15 protein-coding genes and 1 pseudogene are annotated in these 21,704 nt (G+C 62.1%); 7 read left to right on the top strand and 9 right to left on the bottom strand.

Annotation, left to right across the window (positions count from 1 at the left end):
- Positions 1-11: 11 nt before the first annotated feature.
- Positions 12-2,279, top strand: a complete 2,268-nt coding sequence (locus DK926_RS12960) for a DUF262 domain-containing protein (RefSeq protein ID WP_114330741.1) — start codon at positions 12-14, stop codon at positions 2,277-2,279.
- Between the two features lie 656 nt (positions 2,280-2,935).
- Here DK926_RS12960 and DK926_RS12965 read toward each other — a convergent pair.
- Both DK926_RS12965 and DK926_RS12970 read right to left on the bottom strand, forming a co-directional pair.
- Positions 2,936-4,624 carry a DEAD/DEAH box helicase gene (locus tag DK926_RS12965; RefSeq protein WP_165839571.1) on the bottom strand — a complete coding sequence of 563 codons (1,689 nt, stop codon included), beginning with the start codon at positions 4,622-4,624 and terminating at the stop codon, positions 2,936-2,938.
- Entirely contained in the window at positions 4,621-9,489 is a 4,869-nt protein-coding gene (locus DK926_RS12970; protein ID WP_114330743.1) for an AAA domain-containing protein, read from the bottom strand. The genes DK926_RS12965 and DK926_RS12970 overlap by 4 nt, the downstream gene beginning before the upstream one ends.
- A gap of 425 nt (positions 9,490-9,914) precedes the next feature.
- On the opposite strand from DK926_RS12970, the gene DK926_RS12975 reads away from it, so the two are divergent.
- Both DK926_RS12975 and DK926_RS12980 read left to right on the top strand, forming a co-directional pair.
- Positions 9,915-10,484, top strand: a complete 570-nt coding sequence (locus DK926_RS12975) for a uracil-DNA glycosylase (RefSeq protein ID WP_165839572.1) — start codon at positions 9,915-9,917, stop codon at positions 10,482-10,484.
- Between the two features lie 65 nt (positions 10,485-10,549).
- Positions 10,550-12,313, top strand: a complete 1,764-nt coding sequence (locus DK926_RS12980) for a hypothetical protein (protein ID WP_114330745.1) — start codon at positions 10,550-10,552, stop codon at positions 12,311-12,313.
- Positions 12,314-12,494: 181 nt separating this feature from the next.
- Here the strand turns inward: DK926_RS12980 and DK926_RS12985 are convergent, their stop codons facing one another.
- The 3 genes from DK926_RS12985 to DK926_RS12995 form a co-directional block, all read right to left on the bottom strand.
- On the bottom strand, positions 12,495-13,586 hold the full coding sequence (locus DK926_RS12985; protein WP_114330746.1) for a protein kinase: 1,092 nt from the start codon (positions 13,584-13,586) through the stop codon (positions 12,495-12,497).
- A 66-nt stretch (positions 13,587-13,652) separates the two neighbouring features.
- Entirely contained in the window at positions 13,653-15,794 is a 2,142-nt protein-coding gene (locus tag DK926_RS12990) for a DEAD/DEAH box helicase (protein WP_114330747.1), read from the bottom strand.
- A gap of 13 nt (positions 15,795-15,807) precedes the next feature.
- Positions 15,808-16,185, bottom strand: a complete 378-nt coding sequence (locus DK926_RS12995) for a PH domain-containing protein (protein WP_114330748.1) — start codon at positions 16,183-16,185, stop codon at positions 15,808-15,810.
- A 295-nt stretch (positions 16,186-16,480) separates the two neighbouring features.
- Between DK926_RS12995 and DK926_RS27020 the strand changes: the two genes are divergently transcribed.
- Positions 16,481-17,212, top strand: coding sequence for a hypothetical protein (locus tag DK926_RS27020; protein ID WP_243636785.1), 732 nt, complete (start codon positions 16,481-16,483; stop codon positions 17,210-17,212).
- Positions 17,213-17,234: 22 nt separating this feature from the next.
- A complete protein-coding gene (locus DK926_RS13005) occupies positions 17,235-17,663 on the top strand; it encodes a hypothetical protein (RefSeq protein WP_243636786.1) in 429 nt (142 codons plus the stop codon).
- A gap of 589 nt (positions 17,664-18,252) precedes the next feature.
- Here the strand turns inward: DK926_RS13005 and DK926_RS27025 are convergent.
- From DK926_RS27025 to DK926_RS13030, 4 genes are all read right to left on the bottom strand, one after another.
- Positions 18,253-18,468: a hypothetical protein gene (locus DK926_RS27025; RefSeq protein ID WP_243636787.1), complete on the bottom strand. Its 216-nt coding sequence runs from the start codon at positions 18,466-18,468 to the stop codon at positions 18,253-18,255.
- Between the two features lie 340 nt (positions 18,469-18,808).
- Positions 18,809-19,258, bottom strand: a complete 450-nt coding sequence (locus tag DK926_RS13020) for a hypothetical protein (RefSeq protein WP_114330750.1) — start codon at positions 19,256-19,258, stop codon at positions 18,809-18,811.
- Positions 19,255-19,980, bottom strand: a complete 726-nt coding sequence (locus DK926_RS13025; RefSeq protein WP_114330751.1) for a hypothetical protein — start codon at positions 19,978-19,980, stop codon at positions 19,255-19,257. Before DK926_RS13025 ends, DK926_RS13020 begins: the two co-directional genes overlap by 4 nt.
- 236 nt (positions 19,981-20,216) lie before the next feature.
- Positions 20,217-20,480 (bottom strand): hypothetical protein, encoded by a 264-nt coding sequence (locus tag DK926_RS13030; RefSeq protein ID WP_125833403.1) that lies wholly within the window; start codon positions 20,478-20,480, stop codon positions 20,217-20,219.
- Between the two features lie 231 nt (positions 20,481-20,711).
- Here DK926_RS13030 and DK926_RS27220 point away from each other — a divergent pair.
- Positions 20,712-20,942, top strand: a pseudogene (locus tag DK926_RS27220) (pyridoxal-phosphate dependent enzyme); the annotation flags it as partial.
- Positions 20,943-21,016: 74 nt separating this feature from the next.
- Entirely contained in the window at positions 21,017-21,670 is a 654-nt protein-coding gene (locus DK926_RS13035; RefSeq protein WP_279387085.1) for a pyridoxal-phosphate dependent enzyme, read from the top strand.
- The last annotated feature ends 34 nt before the right edge of the window (positions 21,671-21,704 follow it).

The following is a 21,704-nucleotide window of genomic DNA, read 5'->3' on the forward strand; positions in this document are numbered from 1 at the left end:
AAGGTTCCACCATGCCGAAGCTCTCTACCCTGCTCGACGAGATCGACTCGGGAACGGTAGTGCTTCCGGAATTTCAGCGTGGCTACGTCTGGAACCGCGACCAGGTCCGTGGGCTGATGCGGTCGCTGTACCTCGGATACCCCGTCGGCGGGCTACTGATGTGGGAGACGAACTCCGACGGTGTCTCCGTGCGCGGCTCCGTCGCCTCGGCCGGCGTGAAGCAGCTCCTGCTCGACGGGCAACAGCGCGTCACGTCGATGTACGGCGTCGTTCGTGGCACCCCGCCGCCGTTCTTCGAGGGTGACGCCTCCGCGTTTACGGGCCTCTACTTCAACGTCGAGGACGAGATCTTCGAGTTCTACGCCCCGACGAAGATGTCAGGTGACCAGCAGTGGATCAGCGTCCAAGAATTGTTCGCACCTGGGAACGGGCCGGTTTCGTTCCTGCCGCGGTTTGCCGCAGATCAGGAACTAGCCACTCGCTACTTGAATCGACTGAATCAGCTTCACCAGATTCGAGACCGCGAGTTCAATCAAGAGAAGATAACCGGCGCGAACAAGTCGGTAGACGAGGTCGTCGACATCTTCAACAAGGTCAACTCCGGCGGCACCAAGCTATCGAAGGGCGACCTCGCGCTTGCGAAGCTGTGCGCAGAATGGCCGGAAGCGCGCACCGACATGCGCGGCAATCTCGAGCGTTGGAAGTCCGCAGGCTACGACTTCAGCCTCGACTGGCTGCTCCGCAACGCCACTGCCGTCGCCACCGGACGCGCTCTGTTCTCGTCCTTGGAAAAGGTCGCAGCGGACCAGTTCGAGCAGGCACTCACCGCATCGGTGCAGCACATCGGAACATTCCTCGACGCCGTGTCCGGTCGACTCGGCCTGGACCACGACCGAGTTCTGATGGGCCGCTATGCGATTCCCGTCGTCTCCTATCTGCTCTCACAGCACGGCGGTCAGTTCCAGGACGCGGCACACCGCGACAAGGTCCTGTACTGGTACGTGCACTCGGCGTTGTGGGGCAGGTTCAGCGGGTCGACCGAGACGTACCTGCAGCAGGACTACGAGACAGTCCGCCGGGCAGGTATCGACGGATTGATCGCCACGCTGGAACGCGCACGCGGTGGTGGAACGTTGGAGATTCGGCCGGACGACTTCGAGGGTTCGACGCGTGGAGCGCGGTTTTATCCGCTGCTGTACCTTCTGACCCGGGTCAGCGGTGCACGCGACTTCGGCAGTGGATTGGAGCTCAAAGCCGAACTGCTGGGCAAGCTCTCAACATTGCAGATCCACCACATCTTCCCGAAGGCGCTCCTCCGTGATCACTACGATCGCGGCGAGATCAACGCGCTGGCGAATTTCTGCTTCCTCACCCAGATCACGAACCTTCAGATCGGGAAGCGCGCACCGGAGGACTACCTCACGGAAATCGCAGCGAAGCACCCCGGCGTTCTCGAATCGCAATGGATTCCGACGGATCCGAACCTATGGAAGGTCGAGAACTACCTCGGTTTCCTCGCCGCACGACGCGAACTGCTCGCCGGCGCCGCACAGTCATTCCTCGACGGGCTGCTCTCGGGTGCAAACACGGGAGTCGAGCAGGACCTCACACCCGTCGTGGTTGTCGTGGAGGAGGCCGACGACCCTCGCGCGACGCAGGTCCAAGACGCGGTCGCCGAACTGCACCGACTCGGATACGCAGAGCCGACGGTCGATGCCGAAATCGCCGATCCGGCCACAGGTCGCGTACTCGCGGTGGCCGAAGCGTTCTGGTCTGACGGCCTGCAGGTCGGCCAGGGCAATCCCGTAGTTCTGGAGCTTGATCCGGAGGACGCGGATCTCCCACGGCTCGAGGAGCTTGGCTACGAGGTGTTCACCTCCGTGGACTCCCTGCTCGGGTTTGTCGCTCGCCGCAACGAGGTTGCGGCCGGCACCGACGTCGAGCTCGACACCGCGGAGGTGGTCGAAGCGATCGACGGCGACCTGCCGGCTGAATTAGGCCGCCACATGATCACCGGCTACGAACGCGGCCGCAGCGAGGCCGGATACAACGCCACCTACTTCCGTTCGATGCTCGCCGAGATCGGACCGGTCGCGACCGCAAAGAAGCTGCTGGCCTCGCCCACGGTGTCGGATGGCTTCGCCTCGCTCTGGGAACGTGGGCGTCTCGACCTCACCGTTGAAGCGCTCGTGCTCGATGCACGGTTCGAGACGCTGTTCGACCTTGACGAGTTGGAAGTGGCGCGTCGACGTCTAGAACAGTTCGACTACTCAGCATGACCAATCGGGCCGCAGCGGCAGATTCACAGCTCCGCGGCCCGTCCCAGCCGACTACGACAAGAGCAAGCTGCGGACTCGGCTTCCTCGAAGGGCGAAACTTCGAGAAAGTTCCCCGGAGCGTATTTGAACTGCCGCACCCAGATCGCCACCGCATCGGGCCGCGACCATTTGCCACCAGTATTGCGTGAGCCAGGGTGAGCAGTGTTGTAAACCGCCAACGGAACCTGCGGGTTCTGATCCGTCGTCCAGCTCTCAAGGTGCTGACCAGCGGCACGTAAGGCAGAGATTTTTCGGTCGACGCTGGCGAGAACTCCCGGGGCTCGATACCCACAGCCGCCTGTTCTACGGAAACCCAGCTTTCAGGCGGTTAGACGCGTTTCAGGCTGCCACCGAGGCCGACGACAGCTAGTCCAAGATGTACTAGTTCGTTCTTCGCGGCTTGTTACGTCGCCGGTTGCCACCCAAGGTGGTTCTGAAGCGACGTATACCCAGGAGTCGGGTCAGGCCGATGCAGAACACTGAGCAAAGTATTCGCGTCGAGCGACATCGCACAATTCGAAGGCATTGTTGCATCGGATTTCTGAGAACTCCCGGGGAGAAGGAGCTGGACGGGGTTACTACCCGCAGGGTTGGATCGGGGCATCCCGAAACGTTGCCTACCCGCTGATCACGCGCGTAAGTACACGCGGCGCCTCCCTCTCCAACGACTTCATCCCCCGCTTCTCGAGCTGGTCGATGATCAAGCGCTTCAGACTCATCTCCGCCGCCACCTGCGACACCGTCCGCGGCTTCGCCCCATCGATCCCGTACCGCCTGATCAACACCGAAGCCTCCCGCACATCGATGGCCGCAAGGCAGCGCAGGATCCCGTCGAGCTGATCAGGCGTCCCGTACTGTGCCTCCAACAGGATCTCCTTCACCGTCCGCGTCCTCGGCGCAGAAACCGTCGTCGGCACCATCTTCGACTGCGGAATCACAATCGGCTCGATCGGCTTCGGCGCCACCGGAAGCTCAGGCAGAACCGGCGCCGACTGATCCAACCAACTCGCGAGCACCGCACCCGCGTCGGCGAGATCGACGTCGACGACCTGCTCGGCAACGTTGGTCAGCTCGTCGAGAAACGCCTCATGCGCACCAAGGTTCGGATCCTCGTTCGTCCCCGCCACATACATGATCACGAACGCCGCAGGCCGACCATCCGGCTTCAAACGCAGAATCCGGCCCATCCGCTGAATCATCTGCCGCTTCGACGAACTACTCGCAATGATCACACCGACATCCACCGCCGGCACATCGATACCCTCGTCGAGCACACGCGGCGCAACCAGGCTCGTCAACTCACCGCTCCGGAACTGCTTCAGAATCCTGGTGCGTCCCACCCGATCAAGGTGACTCGAATACTGATGCGCCGCAAGCCCACCAGCCTTTAGCACCTCCGCGCCCTGAGCGGCAGACTCCTTCGTCTCCGAGAACACGATCGACCGCTTCGACTTCGCCAACCCCGGCGCAATCGCTACCAACGCCTGCAACTTGCCCTCACAGTCCGCCAACAGCGCCCGTCGTTTGGAGAACGCCGACAGATACCGGCTCGCGACCCGACTCGCAGGCAGATGCCGGTCCTTGCTCAGATCGACGACGGTCTTCATGAACTCACCGAACGGCTCAGCAGCACAGCCATGGTCGAAGATCAGCGTGTTGCGCAGCGACTTCGCCTTCTCGTCGAGATCGGCAAACTTGGTAGCTTCTGCAGCCGTGAACGGCACCGCCACCGTCATCACCCGCACCGGCGCGAGGATCCCGTCGCGCCTCCCCCGCGCCGCATCGCACCCCTTGACCAGGTTCTCGAAATACGGCATCAGGTAGGAATCGACACCGTCGTCCTGGCGCTCCAACGTCGCAGTCAAACCGAGACGCTCGTCGAAACGATCCATCAACACCTTCGCGTACGAACCCGCACCGTAGCGATGCACTTCGTCCGCGACGAGCAACGCCCCGGTCCGTGGCAGCGGCGCACCTTTGCGGACTGCTGACTGGATCGTCGTGATCAACACGTCGTAGTACCGGAACGTATCGCTATGGTTGTTGCCGCGTCGGCCGATGCGCACCGACGGCAGCGCCTTCACCATGGCCGAATACCACTGCTCGAGCAGATCGACGCTCGGCACCACCACCATCACCTGGCGACCACGACTCACCGAGTCCAGCGTCGCCGCCAACCCCACATGCGTCTTGCCGGTACCGGTGACGGCCTCGACGATCGCGCGGTAGCCGTGCGACACCCACGCGTCGAACGCTTCCTTCTGCCACTCCCGCAGCCCCTCGGACCGCGTCGCTACCTGTGTCACAGCGTCAACCCCTGCGGCCGCACCCATTCCTCCACACCATCACGTTTTCGTCGTACCAACTTCTTCAAAGCCAGCAGGTCCCACAACAGCTTCTCGGCTTCCGCACTCGAGAACCCGGTGACTCGCTGGCATCGCTCGACCGTCAACGGCGCATTCGGCCGCGCGGCCGCTACCGCGATCTGCCGAGCAGCAGGCCAGGACGGCACCTTCAGCGCATCCAATTCAGCTTGCAACGAATGGCTTTCGTTGACCGTCGAGAGCTCTGCCACCACCGGCCGTCGACGCGGCGTCGGAGCTGGTGGCCTGCGCTTCGACGCCCGCAAGGCCTCGTCCCTAGACTTGATCTCGGCCAACGCTTCGTGAACTGCTTCAGCCGTGACTTCGAGTTCCTCGACCGTCTGCGCGACCGAGAACATGTTCTTCTTCTGTGAATACCGAATAGCCGCAATCAGGTCCTCGGGCGGCATGACCCGCGTTGGTGTCGGCGCCGGTTCGACGTCATCTACGTCGTCGTCGAAATCTTCGGCCTCATCGACGCCGGAGTCGTCGGGCTCTTCAGCCTCGTCGACGGTCTCGATGACCTCCGGGAGCGGCGCGAGTTCGACGGCGACCCGCGATGGCTCACGTGTGTCGACGGTGCCGAGTTCGACCACCTCGTCGTCGACCTCTGTGTCGTCGGCGTCCCGTACGAGAGCGATCGGCGACCATGCCGTCGCACCGGAACTTTCGACGACCACCTCGACCTCGTCGCGCAGCAGCCCCACGGAGTCGAGGATCTCAGTAATGGTGTCGAGCACGCGCTCTCGTTCGAGAGCAAAGTCCGACGCCCGCACACGGTGGAAAAGCCATCCGCTGCGACGCAATTCGAACTCGCGCTCCATGCGATCCATCAACTCGTCGGCATCGACGTCGGAGTCGTCGTCGCACTCGATGGCCACCCGCACCGCAGCACCGGTGACGACGAGGTCGATGGCCATCCCGTTGACCTCGACGCGAGGATTGACGTGATAGCCGCGCTCTCGCAACGCGAGAAAGACCTGCTGCTCGAACAACGATCCGAAGTCCGGGTGCCGCGTCGTCGCCGAAACCGACTCGGGCACAGCAGGAACGGGAACCGTCGGCGCCGCCTCGACGTACGACAGCAGCGAGCGCCGAAGATCCGTCGGCGACAGGTCGTCGAAGATGACCGAGTGGAACAGCCACAGCTGATCCCGAGCACGTGACGCGGCGACGTTGAATCGGCGCTTGTACACATCCGCGGTCAAGGCATTGAACGATGTCCCGGGTGCGACGACCATCGACAGGAACATCACGTCACGCTCGTCGCCCTGGAACTCGGGTGGAGTGCCGATCCGAATACGGCGCTCTTCCCTCTGTTCCGCCGGAACACGCTCGAACACCAACGACTGAATGAGGTTCGCCTGCGCAGCGCCCTGCAGGACCGCGATGCCGAACGTTCTTCCTGCGTACTCGGGATCGGCCAGGCACTGAACAAGCTGGTCGACGACGGCCTGCGCCTCCGCGGCATTGGTCAGGCGCGTGCTCGACCCAGCGGTGGTCGCACCGTCGACCAATGTGCTTCGAAGCGGCATCAGCCGGTCCGCACCGAACTGCCTGACGGGTACGAGCGGCATGTCGTCGTAGAACTGAGTCGACGACCATTCGATGATCTCGGGCATGGATCGGTAGTGCTCGCGCATTCTGACGATGTCGCCGAACTTCGCCCGCTGCAACGTGAACAGACTGGACTTCGGCGTCAGCATCATGCGAGTGCTGATCGGGACGTCCGGAAGAAGGTCGTCGAGCCGGTCGAGCACCGACTGCAGCGTGTAGTTCTTGATTCCCGGAGGCGCACACTGCTTCTCGTCGCCCACGAGAATGATCTTGGGCGCCAACCACATCAGCAGCAGGCTGGTGACCTCTGACTGACTCGCCTCGTCGACGATGACGACGTCGAAGGCGTTCTGCTGCGGCGGAATCGACGACAACACCTGGGCGATCGGCATGACCCACGCCGGCACGACCGTCTGCGCATCCTTCATCGCGGCCCGTGCTGCGACGCGGTACCGCTGCGCGAGCGCGTTGGTTCCAAGTCCGGCGTTGGACATGTTCTCCTGGTATGCGCGCAGGGCCGTGACCTCGCGATTCGTCATGCGCTGCAAGCATTCCTGCCACGCCTGTTCGGCCGCGAGTTTCGCCGTGAGCGCGGACAGCTCGTCGTCGATGGCGTCGAGTTCGGCGTCGAGATGCTCGTTCTGGTCGGGCTGCTGAACGCTCTCGACCCACTGTCGAGTCCACCGCCACGCCCACGCCTTGGTGAACGACATTGTGGGCGGCACGAATCCGTCGTCGATAGCACGGGCGAGGCTCGGCGCCTGCGCAGTGAGCGTCTCCAGAACCGCGGAATTGCCTACCGACGGCTGAAGATCAGCGGCGAGGCGCTCGTAGGCGTCGGGATCCGCGGTTCGAAGCGCGACGACGAGGTAGTCGGAGTTCGGCACCTCGGCCGCGATCCGATCGGCGAGGGCGTTGAGTTCGGCGCGTGCCGATGCGGAGTCCGACCGATCGGTGAGGCCCGTAATCTCGCTGGCGAGAGCACTGGCGTCGGCGACCGTTGTCACCTGCGGAAGCGACGGGACCAGGGCACCGAGCGCGGACACGAGCTCATCACGAGCCGAGGCGAGACTGCCCGTCGCGAGGGCCTGATTCCAGACACTCTGGAGTGTCTCGACGCGCTGGGTGCGGGTGCCACCGTCGGACGGGAGCTCGATGCCGATGGTGCGCAATAAGTTCGACGCATCGTCGACGGCGACGAGAGCGCGGATGTGCTCGGCGACCAGTCGCAGCTCGGAACCCGCTGCGGCCGGCACGCCGTCGACCGTGGCCCCGGCGTCGAGCAGATCGGTTGATTGCGGTGATCCGTGACCGGCTTGGCCGCTTTCGTGGAGGCGAGCGGCTGCATCGAACGCGTTGAGCGCCTGCCGGGAGGCGGTCGCCACGACGTGGTGGGATCCGACTGCGGCGTCGGCGCTGACCGCCACGGACAGCATGGCCGACACCGTCTGCGCGCGGGACCACAAGGATCCGAGCGCGCCCGAGAGAAGACCGTCGGCGAGGGCTGTGTAGGTGGGTCCGAACGATTCGACCGTCCGGGCGCGATCGGTCAACGCATACGCGGACGGAAGGATGTAGTGGAGCTGGGTTGGGTCGATGTCGTCGAGACCAGCGATGCTCGACGGGCTGTGCACGCGAAGACTGAGCGCTCGAATATGCTCGGCGGACGGCAGATTGGGCCCTCCGGTGCTGGTGGTGAAGAGAGAAGCGAAGCTGGCGTCGTCGCACGGCGCCTGCTCGGAGTGCAGCGGGCCGGGAATCCAGCCGAGCTCGTCCTGCTGGGCGTTGAGCTTGCCGATGATCGTCGCGAGCGTGCCCGTGTAGGAGGGCAGCGGGGAATGGATGTCGGCTTCGGACGATCGCGCGACACGCATCAGCTCTTTGATCTCACGCCGCTGCTCTTTCGCGCTGAAGCGCTTACCCGCAAGGCTCTTGATGCGACGGGCGGACTCAGTGGGATCGAAGGAGGCTTTGCGGGAGGCGATGGTGGAGACGCTTTCGTCGAGCTCGGCCGATCCCCCACGTGCCATGTCCGTGACGGACACACAGAGATCTTGCAATTCGACGGGCAGCTTGTCCTTGAGAACTCGGAGAGCCTGGGCCTTCTCGCTGGTGACAAGGATGCGCTGCCCCTGAGCCATCAACGCAGACATCAGGTTTGCGATGGTGTGGGTCTTGCCAGTGCCGGGAGGCCCTTCGACGACGACGCCGGTGTCGTTCATGACGCGGTTGTAGATGCCCGCTTGTGCCCGGTTGGCTGGCAGCGGGAAGAGCGGTTCGGCGCTGGGGGTGTCGCTGATTTGTGCGTTGAGCCAGTCCTGACGCGTGTTGTCGTCGTGGCCTTCGACGAGGTGTGAGAGGCCGACGGGTACCGGCGCGCCGTTGTCGAGTGCTGAGATCATCGCGTCGTAGTAGGACATCAGCGCGTAGGAACCGCGCTTGCGCAGGACGAGCGCCGGAGACATACGGAGGGTGTCGGCGGTCGAGTTGGCGGGCTTGTCGTGGTCGGCGATGACGGTGAGTGGCTGCTTCAGCGCGGATGTCGCCCAGTCACCGAGGAGCTTGGGGATGTCGGCAGAGAGCGATGACGTGATGAGCTCGGAGAGTCTGCGGTGCTGGGCTTTCGAGCCGGCGCGGTCGAAGCCGTCGAGGTCGAGCAGAACCTGCACGTCTTCGAGCCGCGGGCTGCTGGCCGGCGCGACGGTGACGAGGAGGTCACCGGTCGAGTCCTCGCGACTGATGCTGGCCTGCTGCGTGATCAGGTGGGTGGCGATCTGCTGGCCACCGATGGTGGCGTCGAGGTAGCCGGAGGCGATGACGAGTTCGAGCGACTCGGGCTGGGCGCCGAGGTCGTGGAGCATGAGGTCGACGGAACGGAAGAGTTCGGCGAAGGGGCGGCGCTGCTGGTCGTCGAGGGACCATTCATGCCACTGCCGAAGCCATTCCTGCGCTTCGGCGGGTGCGTCGGGCTTGACGGTCGGCGGGGTGGTGGATTCGTCGACGTGGTCTGCGAGACCGCGCGGCAGGCTCGGGCGCTGCTCGATGCTGGTGCGTGGGATGCGAACCGCCACGTCACCGGGGGCGACGTCGGTGTTGACGTCGAGCGGCCTGGAGTCGTCGAACAGCCACTCGACGCGAGCATCAGTGCCGTACGAGCGAATCGGCTTGGACTGGGCGCCCACCGTTTCGCGCAGGAACTCGAGCAGACGACGTACGCGTCCCCGAAGCTCGTCGTCATCCACTAGCGACATCAGACCTCACATTTCGACCATGGTTGAACACCACTCAAGATATAGGTGGTGGGTGACAAACTTTGGACGGTCTGCAGCTGCGTCGCCGGTGTCGCAATCGTCGGAAACGGCTCTATCTGCGGCGTTGGAGTTCAACTGGCCTTGGATCGTCCGCGTAGACGCGACAGGTTCATTCACGTGAATGAACCTGCGCTGCCCATGAGCCGTCCTCAGATACGCCCGTTGCCAAGCCTAAGTCGCGAACACGACCCCGATTTCGCTGATTACACTGACCGACGTCTGATGCACAGACTGCGGAGCCGTTTGTCGAAACTGGATGGGAAATGCAGGAACCTTCAGAACCACGCGCATTTGCGGACGATCGCGTCCGAGCAGAACGAGCGCTGCAGATCTGGAACGAGCCAGTCCGAGCGATCAATGAGTTGATGCGCGAGATCTCGAGCGACGTCGACTCGCCAAATCTCCCTTACAACGACCCCATGTTCGGCGGAGTCGAAGCCGAGTTGCTGATTGTGATGAAAGCACCCGAGGCCGATGCTGCCCCGGACAAGACCGGGACCAGGTTCCTTTGCTTCGACAATGCCGATGCGGGCGCTGCCAACATCTTCGAGGCGTTCCGACGCAACGATATCGCGAGAAGCCGCTGCATCGCCTGGAACATCTGTCCCTTCCCCATTCAGGGCAATTCGCCGACCGCCAGTGAACTCCGGCAAGCACGGCCCTACACACAGAAGCTCATCGATCTTCTCCCCCGGCTGAAAGTTGTGCTCCTGCTCGGTCGTCCAGCCGCGGACGGGTGGGATCGCAGTCTGCTCCGAGGCCGGGCAGGGATCTCGGTTCTCACGGGAGCTTCACCGTCTCCCCCTGGAATCAGTTCGCCGAGAAACCGTGAGAGCTTCGAATCGGCGATCCGGGAGGCGGCGACGATTCTTGAATCGAAGCCGGTCGTCAACGGCCCGTGGGGTCATCACGGTGGCGCGGCGACACTGGCCTAATCCCAGCGTCAAATCGCGACCGACAAACGAATACGGATCTCAATCCCAACGAAGGAAACATCTCGATGAAGTTGGTTTACTTGCACGGGGTCGGCTCTGGCGATACAAGCCAAGCCTGGTTCGAAGCGCTCAACGAGGCGTTGATTGCCCAAGGAATGCCAGCGATCGGCGTAGAGGACGTAATCGCACCTCAGTACAGTGACCTACTCACGTCACCGGACACGCAAGAGAGCATCCCCAAGCCGACCGTAGACAGCGAGAAGTCGGACTCTTCGGCGGAACGGGCTCGGTTCGTCAACCGGCAGATCGAAGCTGCGCGGGTTGTGGGCGTAGACCCGTCGGCCGAGAGCCTTGGATTTCCGCTCCCCGATTTGAACGCCTCAGACGCGAAAGTGGCAGTTGCGCTGAAAGCAATGCCCAAGAAGCTGTTCGCGGAAGAAATTAAACAGATACAGACGTACGTGGACCGTAAAGGAAGCCGAGGGGCAGTTCTGAGGCGGGTCCTGGCGGAGATACCTCAGCAGGGCGAGATAGTAGTAGTTGGGCACAGCCTGGGAAGCGTCGTGACTGTCGATTTGCTGTCTCGCTTGCCGATCGATGTATCCGTCCGTCGTGTAGTTACAATCGGAAGTCCCGCGCACACCGGATTGTTCGCGGTGTCTCGTCGCGAACTGATCGGCAACTTTCCCTACACGCGCACCAATTCGTGGCTGAACTTCTTCAGTAGCCTCGACCCCGTCACGCGTGGCCGCGGATTGGCGTCTGTGTTCGCCGACGTTCAGGACGTCAGAGTGAGTGTGGGCGGCATCGGCCACGGCTCGGCCATGTATGTCGCTCAACCCTGTGTGGCCAGAGCTATCGGCAGCGCTTTCCATCAACCCACGTCGACACCACGGCGCACTACGTGGGTAACGACGGACCTCACTGACGACACGGCTGCCCTGGTATTGGAGCTGAACTTTCGGTATGCGGTAGCGGATTCGATAACAGATCGCAAGGTAAAGGCCCGTTTCATCGAAGCGATGCGGATCAATCGCCTCGACCTGATCGCCTGGATACGAGAAGCGGACGACGCGGGCCTGCCGCTTCCTCGCGAGCTCCATATGCTCGCGGACGATAGAACTCCGAAGGTACCCAATTACTGGAGTAAAGCCGAGATAATCGAGCAGCTCACCATTCTCGCTTTCAGCAACCTCACGACGCCCTTCGAAATCGATGTTTCCGACGCCCGCTTCAAAGCCCTGCCTGATTTCGTCGAAAGTATCGGGATGCCCCCTGAGTTCGGCGAAACCTTGTCGGGTGCACTTCGCTCTTTCCAGAAGAAACTGGCGAAACTGGCCAAGCCTGGAGTGAATTGGCAACGATGGGCAATCGTAGGTGCAGGTGTCGCGATCCCAACCGTCGGTCTGATAGTGGGAGCGACAGCGATGACTGGCGGACTTGCTGCCCTCGGACCTCGAGGTATGGCCGGGGGTCCCGCCGCAATCGGCGGAACCGCCACCACCGGAGCGGCGATTACAACTGCCGCTATAGTTGCCGGACGACGCCAAGACCGCCGTATGAGTTCCGACGAACTGTTACTCGCCGTCGCAGTTGCCTACACCCAAGAGAGTCTGGGCCATGACTTCGACGAAGACTTGTGGTTCAAAGCATCGGCAGCAGAAGGAGAACTGTCTGCCCAGATCAATTCAATCGAGGCGCTCAGTGATTCGAAAGCACCCTCGGTGACTGCAATGGTCACGGAACGAGACATGATCCACAACCTGATGCAGTTGATGGAATCGAACGGTCTGGCTCCTCAGGACGTACCGCGCATCACTCGAACCTGATGCAGAGCAGCGCCCTCCCGCATGGCGGTCTTGGACTGGTAGCGCGGGCATTCTGGTACGCGTTCGAACACGCGGACAGGCGGCCCGTCGGTTGGGAGATCCAGTCGGGCCGCACTAGGGCAACGGGCAGATCGGGTACTGGCATCACACTGCGTCCTGAGTGACGACAAATCGGCCCGTATCAAGCCCGTTCCGTCATGCTCGCCAGTTGGGAGCCAGAGATGATCTTGAGGGTCTGCCCTTGCCGGCGTCGCTCGCGCACCTGGAAGAGCTTTCGCCCCTCGTGTTCGCTGAGTCCGTTGCGGACAGTCCCGCGCACCACCAGTGTTGTTCTATCAGAAACCATTTCCTGGACAACGGCTCCAGCCGACCGCAACATCGAAGCCGCCTCAGTGCGGTTCATGTCGTCGAGTTTTCCTGTTAGAACGACGCATTCGCCCCTCAAGCCCGCCGGGGCGCGTCCGGGACGCATGCTCACTGACTGGAGCTCCCTCAACGCATCTTGCGCATCGAGCGCGTCGTCATAGCCGCGAGCGCGGCCGGACGTGGCGTGCCAGATCCAGCATTTGACGTCGTCGGGAAGCTCAGACCGTTGCAGACGCGCCAATGACTTTGTCGTCCAGACCTTTCCTGTCAGTAGGCTCGCGGCGAGCAGGGCGACTTGAAAGATGTCGTGGCGCGGCCCCCATTGCCGCAATTCTCGAGCGTTCCGTGGGCTAAAGTCAGGTGTGAAGGCGTCGGCGGCTCGATGGTGCGGCGTCAGAGTCATTTCCGAGATTCCGAAGTCGCCGAGGATCAACTTCCGACTCTTGACGTAGACGTTGGCGGGCTTGATATCGCGATGTGTGATGCCGGCATTGTGCATCGTTCCGAGTAGGGTCAGCAGCGCACTGATTTCTCTTCTGACCATCACCTCGGACATGAACGGCCGCCCCGGTTGGGCACTGAGAAGATCGTTGATTGTGCCGTGAGGCATGAGCTCGAACACCAAACAGTACGTACGCCGGTTGCCACTCCGACTTCTTGATACGTCGACAAAGGCATCGAGCAGCTGCACTACACGCTTGTTTCCCACGAGAAGCTCCCCGTAGAACGCTTCGCCATGCCAATCACGCCTGCTGGCACAAATTTTGAGACACACTTCGCGGACTTTGTCGTCGGTGTCGGCGAGCTCGATTGCTCTGTAGGTTTCGCCGAACCCCCCTTCCCCCAACTTCGTCAGGAGTTCGTACTGCACTCCGTCGTCATTGGTGAGCCGTGTCCCCTTCTTCATGCACACCTCGTCCAGTCAGCCCCGACCGACCTCAACCGTCTCACATCTCGGTGCATCATACGAGCGTCATGCAAGCCCCAACCGCCGCTTCTCCATGTCCACGATGCTGTTCTCCGCCGGCCCGACACCTTGGTCCCACCCGTCGTCGACGGATGCTCGGTTCTTCTCCTTGGCCTGACTCTTCCGGGCGTATTCGTCGAACAGCGCCGACTTCTGCGCGAGCACTTCTCGCATCCGCTCGTCGACCGTGTCTTTGGCGAGCAGCCGATGCACCTGAACGGTCCGGATTTGCCCCATCCTGTGCGCACGTGCGATCGCTTGGACCTCGGTGCTCGGTTTCCATTGCGGCTCAGTCAGAATAACCACCGAAGCGGCCTGAATGTTAAGCCCTACTCCCCCGGCCTCGATCTGGCTGACAAGCACCGCTCGACCGCGATGAGCGGTGAAGTCGTCGACCATCTTCTGTCGTTGGATCGTCGGCGTCCCACCCGTCAGTGGACCGAAAACCGCGCCGGGAACTTCGCGGCACACGGTATCGAGCACCGACCGAAAGTATGAGAACACGATGACCTTCGCGTCATTCTCCTCGGCCTCTTCGACGATTTCCCGCAGGCGGTCGAGTTTCGCCGACTTCCCCCCTGCGGTCGGATAGGCCGCCTGTCGCATCGCCATGAAGTTTCCCGAGCCCACGGCCGCCCGGTAGCGGGCGGTGTCGTCGGAGTGCGGTTGCACCCAATCCTCCACCTCGATCAGATCGGGGAGTTCTTTCAGAACGTCGACCTGATTGCGTCGAAGATATGCCGGTGCCACTGCTTTACGGAACGATGTTGCGCCACCCAGCCCGTCGTGAACATGGATCCGCCGTGCGGTATCGGGTTGGACGTACTCGACAAGGCCACGGAACTCGTTGACCCTGTTCTCCATCGGAGTTCCGGTCAGCAGGACCGCACGCGATGCGGAGTCAATCCACCGCCGCGACGCAATCGACCGCTGCGCTGCTTGGTTTTTGATGTAGTGCGCTTCGTCCACAATGACGAACTGCGGGCTGACCGTGATGTTCAGGCGCGAGAGCGTGTTGAACGTCGTCACAGCGACGCCGCCGGAACGCGCCCACTCCGTCGCCGCGGAATCGCGGGATGGACCGTGAAGTTCGTGCACACGAAGCGTCGTATGTTTGCGTGTTTCGTTGCCCCAGTTGATCAGTACGCTCGCCGGACAGATCACCAGGACGTGCTTGTTGCCCTGCGCAGCGAGGTGCGCTGAAACAGCCAACGCTTGAATCGTCTTACCCAAGCCCATCTCGTCTCCGAGAATCACTTTCCGGCGATGAAGAATGTATTGCGCTCCAAAAGTTTGGTAGGCACGCAGATACGAACGCATGTGGGTGCGGTCCAACGCGACTCGTTGAGTCTCACCCGTCAGCTTCTCACCGATGAAGCCATGAGTCGCATCGACGTCCTCGGCAGCAACCGTCGTGAATTGGCTCAGTAACGCGTTGAGTGCTGCCGCGTCGCGCTCGTACTCGTCCCACGAATTACCCTGCGACGCGCCGGCCGTGAACACACCGCTTACGTGCGCGCGCAGTGCCTCCACAGGCTCGGTCTTCGCAATCGCGTTCAGCTGATAGATCGCCCGCTGAGTTTCGAGCTTCGACGCCTTGCTTGTGAAGACCCGCTTGATCCAGCTGGTGGAACGCGACGCCGGCTCACGCCACGGCTCGACCAGCTGCTTGACGGCGTCGATTTCCGTTTGGAGCGTGCCCACTTCCTTCTGGACCCGATCGAGTGCCGTCAGTAGCTTGACCAATTGTGTTTGGCGCGTTGACTTCTGCTGCGGGTTCAGTCGCAGCCGCTCACCCGCCCGCACGCGCTTTCGGTGCGCTGTGGCGGCATCGTAGATCGTCCGAGCGGACTGCGGGCCGATACCCGGAACGGCAGCGATTTCTCCAGGTGACGAGATGGCGAGATCGAGGACCGTCCGCAACCTCGACTTCTCGAGGCCGCCCAGGCGCGTGCCCTTCGGCAGCACCTGCTTCAGGTCTGACACTGCCGACGCACGCAGGACTGCATCGGCCTGGGCGTCGAGAATCGCGTCGACCTCGCCCTTGATCCTGGAACGCAGAACCGCCGGGAAACCTAACGCGGTATCCGCGTCGTCGAACAGGGCGTCGAACAGCTCGACGGGCTTGTCCGACGGAGTCTCGCTCATGGCGCTGGGACGCTCAAGACACCACGAAGTGCGACAGGATCGCCTGTACTTCGTAGATGTCGACCTGCTTAGTGAACTGCTTCTGAATCGGCACGGCGTTGCCCGATATCCAGATCTTCAACTCGGCGTCGAGGTCGAACGTTCCGGCAGTCTCGACAGCGAAGTGCGTGATCGAACGGTACAGAACGCTGTGGTACTCGACCTTCTTACCGGTGAGCCCCTGCTTGTCGATCATCAACAGACGCCGGTTGGTGAACAGAAACGCATCTCTGACCAACTGGTACGCCGCGTGAATCTGCTCCCCGTTGCCGAGGAGTCGGCTGTACTCCTGATGCGCTACCGCGGGATCGATCTTGCCCGCATTGCCGATCAAACCATCCATAAAGCCCATATGCTTGCGCCTTCTCTGACTGCGCCCGTCGTCCGCGGGTACCCCCGATTATTCGGTAACGGATCCGCGATCGTTACCGTCGTTCGGACTCATTCCTGTCGGACCTCTTCCGTACCGTGAAGCCATAGGACCAAGCCATCAACCCTGCACCAATTGTGCCGATCTTCTACCAGGCTGCCTTGCGCCACGGAGATGCGATCGGATCACTCCGATGGTTACGCACGGTTGATCAGATGTCTCGACGATCTGGCCGCGTCACTCCGCGATGACACGCCACCGAACGAAGGAGCCCACTTTGCCTGACTCGCTCGCTCGAGCTGACAAATTAATCTCTCCCGGCTGGCATTTCGCCTCGACTGTCGACCGCGATCGGTACGCCGTGATCACCGACCTCGACCACACCTACGACGGCTGGTCGGTGGAAGTCTCGCACGACGGAGACACTCACCTCGGTCAGGTGACGTCAAAAACCCTGTGGCGATCCGACGACGGTGATTTCAACTTGCTCGGCCTCGGCGACTCCGCGTCCGGTTGGGCCGCACCCGTGGAACCGGGTGCGATCGTGGACGCGTTCATTACCCCCGAAGGTGCTCGATTCGAAATAGATCCGTGGGCATACACGGTCGAATGGCTCGTCGAATCGCTCGCCAATCAACCCGTCGCATTGATTATCGACCTCGGTCCGAACGACTACGTTCCGAGCGAAGTTGATGCCGACGACGTTCCGTGTGCTCAAGTTCAAGTCATGGCCGACGACGTCTTCATGGTCCGGCGCTCGCGCACCGAGCTCGGGCATCTCATGCTCGCTAGCTACTCCACTGCGGGCGTCACGCTCGACAGGTGGTATCCGCAAGAGCATTTCGACGACTGTACCGACGGATATATGTTCACCAAGGACCGACGGCTGGCCGCCGAAACCTGTGTCACGTGGTTCCGAGACAACCAAAGCGCCGCCATGACAAGCGAACTCGGCTGCAACTACCGCTACGCCGACGTACTGCTACCCGAGGACCCAACACTCTCCTGACCGGTTGGGGCCGAGGAGCAGTATGAACTCTGCGGTAACGCGAGAGTGGTTGCGGCCGATGCAGGCATTACCCCACAACCGGGTCCTGACGATCGGAGCGCTGATGCTGAAGAAGATGCTTGCCACCTCCGCCCTGGCGATCGGTGTCACCGCGCTGGTGGCCGCACCTGCTACGGCCGAAGGTATCAGCTATCCCGGGCCCACGGACGAGACGGAACATTACGTCAGTGTGTTCGATCCCGCGGCATACGGATCCCGGGGTCAGAATACTTTGCTGGTCAGCCCGTTCGGCACGTCTCAGCCGATCCAGTGTTGGAGCTTTCACGGCCAGGGAGGTTGCTGGCAGACGGACCTCGCAGGTACCAATCACACGCTCCACTTTGTACGAATCCCGACGGGTTCCTCCGAAGCGAACAGTCGCCCGATCGCTATCTTCAATCCCTTCTGGTAGCCGTCGGTCCACCCAGCGACCCGAGCGGAGCGTTAGCTCCCATGCACGTTCGCTTCCGGCTAGGGCGTCGGACAGCGTTGAATCAGCAGCGGTCGAGTAGGTAAGCCGTGACATCATCCCAGGTCTTGTACGGCTCTTCCCCGTACCGAGAGGAAGTCACCTTCCGCCGCCATCGGCGGGTCACCTTTCCCATGGGTCGCCGTAGGTCTCGTACGGATCTCCGCCCAACCTCGATAGTCGCGCAAGACCCGCGTCGGTCAGGTCGGCACGAAAACTTCGGTGGTAGCAAGTTCTTTGTCGGTTGCGTTCAGAACTCCGACACTGCCCAAGTACCCATTTGCGATCCGACTCATGACCGTATCGTGAGGCACCGCCCAGGGCTCCCACGTCTTGGAAGTCTCCAATGCCCATCCGCCGAACCTACGGTGCCCTCTAGCCGCAATCTCCGAAATAACGTCCAGAATCTGACGAAGCGTGTAGGCGTCGGGCGTTATTCGACGGATCAACGACCGAACGCACCCACTGGCATCCAGTCGTCGGACATCTCGTACAGGAGAAAATGTTCGAGTTCTTCGTCGTTCATGCGCGCCTACGGCTGCCAGGGAGGGAATTCGCCCTCAGCCCGCACAAAGGGGTCAGCCTCCCATGGATCGCCATACAGCTTGAACGGATCGCCCAGTTTGTGAATTACCCGCTCACCTTCATCGGTGATGCCGGCTCGGAACACCTCGGTGTTGGCCAACTCCCAGTCGGTTGCACCCAGAACCCCAGGCTCGCCGTCGAAGCCGTCTGCGATTCGATCCAACGCAACGTCGCTGCTGACTCCCCCACGGCTCCCAAGTCCCAGACTCTTTCGACCATCCGCCGTACTCGAGATAACCCTTGCGAGCTAGTTCAGCGATAACCTCGATCACCGCAGTTCGCGAGTACGCAGACGGTGTGATGTGGCGTATGAACGACGCAAACTCGCCCGCGGGCATCCAGTCGTCAGACAAATCGTAAAGCAAAAAGTGTTCGAGCCTCTTGTCGATCATGCGGTATGCACCTTTACTCATTCGCCGCCTGTAGTCACTGGTGTCCAGTGCAACCCCGCCTAATTGACCGGGCCCGCGCACCGAAACCTGCGCCTCCACGGCCACGATTACTCAGTGCTCCCAGGGAGGAAAGTCGCCTTCCGCCGCCATCAGCGGGTCACCTTCCCACGGGTCGCCGTAGATCTCGTACGGATCTCCGCCCAACTCTGATAGTCGCGCAAAACCCGCGTCGGTTAGATCGGCACGGAAAACTTCGGTGGTGGCCAATTCCTTGTCGGTTGCGTTCAGAACTCCGACGCTGCCCTTGAACCCATTCGCGATTCGGCTCATCGCCACATCGTGAGGCACCGCCCAGGGCTCCCACGTCTTGGAAGTTTCCATCGCCCACCCGCCGAACCTAAGGTGCCCTCTAGCCGCAATCTCCGAAATAACGTCCAGAATCTGACGACGCGAGTAGGCGTCGGGCGTTATTCGACGGATCAAAGACGCGAACGCACCCACGGGCATCCAGTCGTCAGACATCTCGTAGAGAAGAAAATGCTCCAAGCGTCTATCGATCATGCGACGTGCACCTTCGCCGTTCCGCTGCCTGGATAGTAGATGTCAAGTGTGGCGCCTCCCGACTTACTGGTCTCACGCATCATCACTTTCGTCCCATCAGGTAGCTCCATTACCTTGCCCGGATAGTCGCTGTTTTCCACGACCCGCCCTTCAGCGGTCAACTCGTCCCACAAGTCGCGAAGTTGCTCTTCTGTTGCGACCTGCCGGACCGGGCGGTTCCGCCCAGGAACAGTAGCGTCTTGAATTCGTTCCCTAACGCCAGACTCATCAACTGGACCGGCATCTTCGTAGAACGAACTCGGCACAGCGCTTTCGATCAAGTCCCAGTTGTCGGTCCCGAACTCGTCGACCAACGCGAACAGAATCGCCCCGGCGGACACCACACCTGCCGAGATCAACAGCGACACCGCGGCGTCGATGAGAAACGCGAGTCCGATCGCGACGGGAACGAACCCCCGCACGTCGTCACCGACGAACCGGAACTCGTCCAACGCACGCGCAATCGCCTGGGCTGCGGTGGCATCTGCCCGCATCAACCCGGACAGGCATTGTCCGATGTCACGTTCGTGCCGCCGCTGCAACTCCACGTCGGCGACACTGCCGAGTACCGCCCAATGCTCATCAACCGTCAGACCGTCGGCTTCGGCTGATGAGACTGCTCCGAGAAGCGCGATTCGACAGTCACCGACAGCCTGCAGTTCCGAGCGAACAACTGACGCCAAGGACCGCGTTGCCCTCGAAAGGTCCTCTGTGCAACGCAATTCGGCCGCGGCCCAATCCGATGCGGCTGACTGGGCGTCGCCACTCCACGCATGAGATTCGTGAAGTCCTGCCACAGTACGAGACGTTCGCAAACCTTGTTCGGACACAAGGTTGGCCACCTTATCGAGCTTGTCGGTGTCCGCTGAAACCTGTTCTGGCGTCCAGGAGGCGACGACGCTTCTCGTGAACGCGACTCTCAATCCCCCGGCCCCTGAGGGGCTCCGGGCACCGACCTCTTCAGCGCCTCAGCGAACTCGACATCCGTTTGCTCATAGCCCTCTGCACTCAGCACAACATCGTCCGCGAACTGCGACAGTCGCAACGACGCCGCATCGATACTCGCGGAAACAATTGGACGGATCTGGGCCAAGACGGTCGCAGTCAAGGATCCCGACACACATTCGCCGTCCACGTTGACACTCGCGGCTGCAGCTGCCATCGCATCTGCGTCGATCCGCATGTCCTGAGCACCTGCACGTAGGCTCGCCGGATCTACCTCCACAGGGGCAACAGATATCTCCGCCATCGTGTCCCCCTCCGCGTCGACGCAAACTGAGTCCCCACTTGGCTTTGACGCGTGTCGCCGACGATCGGTTCCACACGGCGAGAAGGCCCCCCGCCACCTGCGCTCCGTGTCAAAAGACTGCAAACTGACACTGCGAGCCACGTTACGAAAGGACACCGACGAGCCGTGACCACCAGTTCGCCCCGCGTCGAACTCGGAACGCGGCCGACTCCGCTGGAGCCGGCACCTCGTCTGGCCGAAGCCATCGGGCTCCGATCGTCCGACCTGTGGATCAAGCGCGACGATCTCACAGGTTTGGCCGCCGGTGGCAACAAGATTCGCAAGCTCGAATTCACAGTCGGGGCCGCGCTCGCCGACGGCGCCGACGTCCTCGTCACCACCGGTGCACCGCAATCCAATCACGCACGCCTGACTGCAGCGGCGGCTGCGCGCCTCGGACTGCGTTCGGTCTTGATTTTCCGGGGTCTCCGGTGGAGGAGCAACAGGGCAACCTCCTTCTCGACGTGTTACTCGGCGCCGACATCGTCTGGACAGGACCAGTTCCCGACGGCGTCGACGTGCAAGAGCTTCTCGACCGAACCGCGCGTTCGACGGCAGACGAGTTGCGTCGCGACGGTCGTCGTCCCGCGATCATTCCATTCGGCGGCTCCAATGCCGTTGCGGCGCTGGGTTATCGAGGGGCCGCCGCAGAAATCCTGCAGCAGCGACCCGACGTCGACCATGTCGTGTGCGCCGTCGGCTCCGGTGGAACGATGGCCGGGTTGGTCGCGGGCCTCGGTGCCGACCGTGTGCTGGGCGTCGACGTCGGCGCAGTGCGGGATGCGGCATCACGCGTCGCCCAGATGCTCGACGAGATGGGCGCGAACACAAACGGTCTGAAAATCCGGGCAGATCAAATCGGCCCGGGCTACGAGCACCTCACCCCGAATGCCAGGAACGCGTTGATGACCGCGGCACGCACCGAGGGCTTGATCCTCGACCCGACGTACACTGCCCGCGCACTCGCGGGTTTGATCGCTGCGGTGTCGGATGGGTCGATCAAACCCGAGGATACGACTGTGTTCCTCGCCAGCGGCGGCCTCCCCGGGTTGTTCGGGCACCCAGAGGTAGGCGTCGACAACTGAGCTACGACCCCCGAAACGGACATTTGCCCCACTC

Source organism: Rhodococcus sp. Eu-32 (assembly GCF_003336925.1).
GTDB lineage: Bacteria > Actinomycetota > Actinomycetes > Mycobacteriales > Mycobacteriaceae > Rhodococcoides > Rhodococcoides kyotonensis_B.

What these genes read in the sequence shown, in the direction of transcription:
- DK926_RS12960 (WP_114330741.1), top strand. Translation starts at nt 12, where the DNA reads ATGCCGAAGCTCTCTACCCTGCTCGACGAGATCGACTCGGGAACGGTA.
- DK926_RS12970 (WP_114330743.1), bottom strand. Translation starts at nt 9,489, where the DNA reads ATGTCGCTAGTGGATGACGACGAGCTTCGGGGACGCGTACGTCGTCTG.
- DK926_RS12975 (WP_165839572.1), top strand. Translation starts at nt 9,915, where the DNA reads ATGCGCGAGATCTCGAGCGACGTCGACTCGCCAAATCTCCCTTACAAC.
- DK926_RS12980 (WP_114330745.1), top strand. Translation starts at nt 10,550, where the DNA reads ATGAAGTTGGTTTACTTGCACGGGGTCGGCTCTGGCGATACAAGCCAA.
- DK926_RS12985 (WP_114330746.1), bottom strand. Translation starts at nt 13,586, where the DNA reads ATGAAGAAGGGGACACGGCTCACCAATGACGACGGAGTGCAGTACGAA.
- DK926_RS12990 (WP_114330747.1), bottom strand. Translation starts at nt 15,794, where the DNA reads ATGAGCGAGACTCCGTCGGACAAGCCCGTCGAGCTGTTCGACGCCCTG.
- DK926_RS12995 (WP_114330748.1), bottom strand. Translation starts at nt 16,185, where the DNA reads ATGGGCTTTATGGATGGTTTGATCGGCAATGCGGGCAAGATCGATCCC.
- DK926_RS13005 (WP_243636786.1), top strand. Translation starts at nt 17,235, where the DNA reads ATGAACTCTGCGGTAACGCGAGAGTGGTTGCGGCCGATGCAGGCATTA.
- DK926_RS13020 (WP_114330750.1), bottom strand. Translation starts at nt 19,258, where the DNA reads ATGATCGATAGACGCTTGGAGCATTTTCTTCTCTACGAGATGTCTGAC.
- DK926_RS13030 (WP_125833403.1), bottom strand. Translation starts at nt 20,480, where the DNA reads ATGCGGATCGACGCAGATGCGATGGCAGCTGCAGCCGCGAGTGTCAAC.